The sequence below is a fragment of the Deltaproteobacteria bacterium genome (assembly GCA_016874735.1).
Taxonomy (GTDB): Bacteria; Bdellovibrionota_B; Oligoflexia; order Oligoflexales; family CAIYRB01; genus CAIYRB01.
In genome coordinates this window covers 1-3,858 of the sequence record VGTI01000139.1, presented here as the reverse complement: position 1 = coordinate 3,858, position 3,858 = coordinate 1, and the positions used below count along the sequence as shown (strand labels likewise).

The 3,858-nt window shown below is 53.1% G+C and carries 1 protein-coding gene; it reads right to left on the bottom strand.

Annotated features, from left to right (window positions below; translation table 11 throughout):
• Window positions 1-14: 14 nt before the first annotated feature.
• On the bottom strand, window positions 15-359 hold the full coding sequence (locus tag FJ146_19670; protein MBM4254190.1) for a hypothetical protein: 345 nt from the start codon (window positions 357-359) through the stop codon (window positions 15-17).
• Between the last annotated feature and the right edge of the window lie 3,499 nt (window positions 360-3,858).

The following is a 3,858-nucleotide window of genomic DNA, read 5'->3' as shown; positions in this document are numbered from 1 at the left end:
TCCCGACGTGACGGCTAAAGTCCACAATCTTTGATCCGATCATGAAAGAGTAGCGTGGCAATCACGCTGCTCTTTTTGACATACTGCCGCTTACCTTGGACAGCCGTCTTAAATGTGGATAAGAACATATAAAATCTCCCGTTGTTTACTCCAGATGCGTTCATACCGAAGTAAAATACCTTCAAGGTTGTACTCAAATCACTGACTGCTGTTTGGTTAAATATGAGGCCGGGCGACGCATCGTTTCGGTCCACACGTATCATTGCCCCCGTGCCGGCGACATGTAGTTGCCGTGCCGGATTTGTGGTCCCTATCATTACAGCTCCATGACTATCAGCTGCAGCGTCAATGTAAATCACAGCTCAGATCCTATTTCAAACTAACGAATATTGGCGCAGATGAAGTTGCAGGATAGGTTGGCGGATGCTGAGGGGTTGCAGTTATATGCGGCTAATTGACCAGAGGCGTTGACGGCCCAAGGACATGTCGAAAATGGCGCACTAGCCCAACATGAAGCACTGATTACAAAACCATTGCCCGGACAAACTGTAACGTAAGAACTCCAGCTTTGTGCTGCCAAGCTCGTTGCCACAGTCGCTGGGTTATTGCCTGGCGTGTAATACCCCATCTTGATATTTCCTGAACCAATATCAAGGGCCTGGGCAGGGGCTGTTGTGCCTATCCCGACATTGCCGGCAGATGTGACCCTTACCTTTTCTGTCGAGTTCGTTATCAGTCTTAAATCACTGTTCGTCGAAGATCCAATCCACGGTTGGTTTGCATCCGCTCCCATGTAAAGCCCCTGAGTGCCTCCCTGGCCGGTGACAGCAATCGAAGCTGACGTGGGCTTATAGACCTGCAATGGATTAGCCGGGCTTGTCGTCCCGATCCCGACGTTGCCCGCACTTGTTATCCTGAGCCTCTCAGTTGGAGTACCGCCAGGACTGGATCCGGTACTTGGAGCTGTCAAGAATGCTAAATGTCCTCCCCAAGTCCCCGAGTCTATTGCTCCCACCCTTGCAAGCGTCATGACGTCTGCATTATTGGAAAACGCGATATTCGAGCCATTTCCGGCGCTGCTATTAACTGAGTTTAGGCGCAACAGATCATCTGAAGCACCGGTGCCTGTGCTCTTAACGATTGTAAGTGGAGCAGATGGGGACGTCGTCCCGATCCCGATGTTGCCACTACTCAATATTGTGAGTAGCCCGTTTGCAAAGGATTCAGGGGAGGTAGCATGGCGACCTATTTGGAAACGGTCAGATGGGCTTCCGTTTGCATATGGTACGCCCGCCCACCACTCTTCCACTCCGTCAGTCGACGCGGCAATACGCATTCCGCCACCGCGACGTGATGATGTCCGGTCTAAAACTAGTTCAGCTCGGGTGGTAGATGCTCCAGCGTCGCCTTGAATCCGAAGAACTCCAGAGCCAGAGGGATTTTTCACTTGCAAAGAGGTGAAATTTCCCGAGCCGTAGACGCTAAGTTTAGCTGTGGGATCTGTAGTACCAATTCCGACGTTGCCGTTGCCTTTCATAACCAAACCAATCGTGTCCACGGCCATTGAGTTGGTTGCAGAGTAGCGAAATGCAATGCTGTCCTGGTCGTCGTTATTGAGTAGGTCTAGCACCAGATGGTTGGCTGCCGGACCTGCGATGATTCCTCCATTGCCGGTAATTCCTGGATTAACTGAGATACCTGTGGTTCCTAAACTCAAACTCCTTACGCTGGCATCTCCTGATACCTCAAGCTTCTTGTCGGGAGCCGTCGTCCCTATCCCGACATTTCCACTAAAATATCCATTACCACCCGATACCTGCCCAGTGACGCTGATGACTGACGCACCATTAATCGTCGCCGCAGATATAATTGGAGACGCTAGAGTCTTATTACTCAGCGTCTCCACTGCAGTCTGAGTTACTATGACTCCACTCGACGGAAAAGTAGCCGATGAAACGACTCCAGTGCCACCGACAGATGTGGGGAGCACGCCAGTCACAGCCGCCGCTTGTGCTAAATTGATCGCGCCAAATGAAGGCGCCCCACCGCCACTCGGGACGACTAAGCTCTGGTACGCAGCACCCGCAGCAGTGGATAAAAGATTACCGCTACTGTTACCGAGTAAGACGCCGTTATTGGTAAAGCTAGCAGCTCCGGTACCACCATTGACCACAGGCACGATGCCAGAACCGATAATAGACGCGGGAAGTAAGGGAATGTCGGCGACCGCGAGTGAGCCACCGGAGTAAATACGCCCCTTAGTATCAGTCGCAATCTTAGTGTAGGTACCTGCAGTTACACCGGTCGCCGTCAGCGAAGGATTCGGAAAGTTACCCGTTAAGTCGCCACCAGCGACGCCTGTCGGTGCTAATCCCGATGCCCAAGACAAGGCACCAGAGCCATTCGTAACTAAAGCCTGACCGCCGGATCCATCGCTAGGTGGCAAGGTCCATGTACTCGTAGAGGCTAAGTTGTCGGGCGCCTTTAGTGCCAAAAAATTTGTGTTCGTACTGTCATACATGACGAGCTTCTTAGCCAAGACTCCGTCACCACGGATATTCATATCGCCATTAAATGTACCGGTGCCTGCGATCACGCTTCCCGTCGTATGAAGCTCAGTGGCACCCGCAATCAACGAAGCACCGCTCAATGTGCCTGCATTAATAATCGGCGAGGCTAAAGTTTTATTGCTGAGAGTCTCTGTCTCTATCCGTGTTACCACTACCCCACTTGCGGGAAAGGTCGCCGTCGAGCTGATACCCGTACCACCCGCCGATGCTGGGAGTACACCAGTCACAGCCGCCGCTTGCGATAAGTTGATCGCTCCAAACGACGGCGTACCACCACCACTCGGCACGACTAAGCTCTGGTACGCAGCTCCCGCAGCGGTGGATAAAAGATTACCGCTGCTATTGCCCAATACGACGCCGTTATTAGTAAAGCTAGCAGCTCCGGTACCACCGTTGCCCACAGGCACGATACCAGAGCCGATAATCGATGCGGGCAGTGTGGGAATGTCGGCAACCGCGAGTGCGCCACCGTAATAAATCCGACCCTTCGCATCAGTCGCGACCTTGGTGTAAGTTCCAGAGGCAACGCCAGTCGCTGTTAGTGTGGGATTTGGAAAGTTACCCGTTAAGTCGCCACCAGCAGCCCCTATTGGTGCGAGACCCGAAGCCCACGATAAGGCACCAGAGCCATTAGTAACCAAAGCCTGACCGCTAGACCCGTCAGTCGCTGGTAAGGTCCACGAGGTTGAGGCAGCTAAAGTGTCGGGTGCTCTCAACGCTACAAAGTTAGTCGTACCATTATCGTGCATCACCAGCTTGTTGCCAGTGACACCGTTGCCACTAATCGTGACATCACCATTAAATTGGCCGGAAGCCGCAGTTACAGTGCCAGTCGTGTTAACCACCGTAGAGCCGGTGATCAGCGATGCGCCGCTCATAGTCCCTGCATTCACAACGGGCGAGGCCAAAGTTTTATTACTCAATGTCTCTGATGCACTTTGCGTCACGACCACACCAGAGGTCGGGAATGTTGCCGTCGAGCTAATCCCAATACCACCGGCCGTAGTCGATAGCACTCCAGTCACAGCCGCCGCCTGCGATAAATCAATAGCTCCAAACGACGGCGTCCCGCCGCCACTCGGGACGACTAGGCTCTGGTAGGCCGCACCTGCAGCAGTGGACAAAAGATTGCCGCTGCTATTTCCGAGTACGACGCCGTTGTTCGTGAAACTTGAAGCCCCTGTACCACCGTTACTGACTGGCAGGACACCACTGGTGATACTCGACGCTGACAGCGGCGGGATATCACTGGCCGAGAGTGTCGCACCTAAGTAAACGCGGCCTTTAG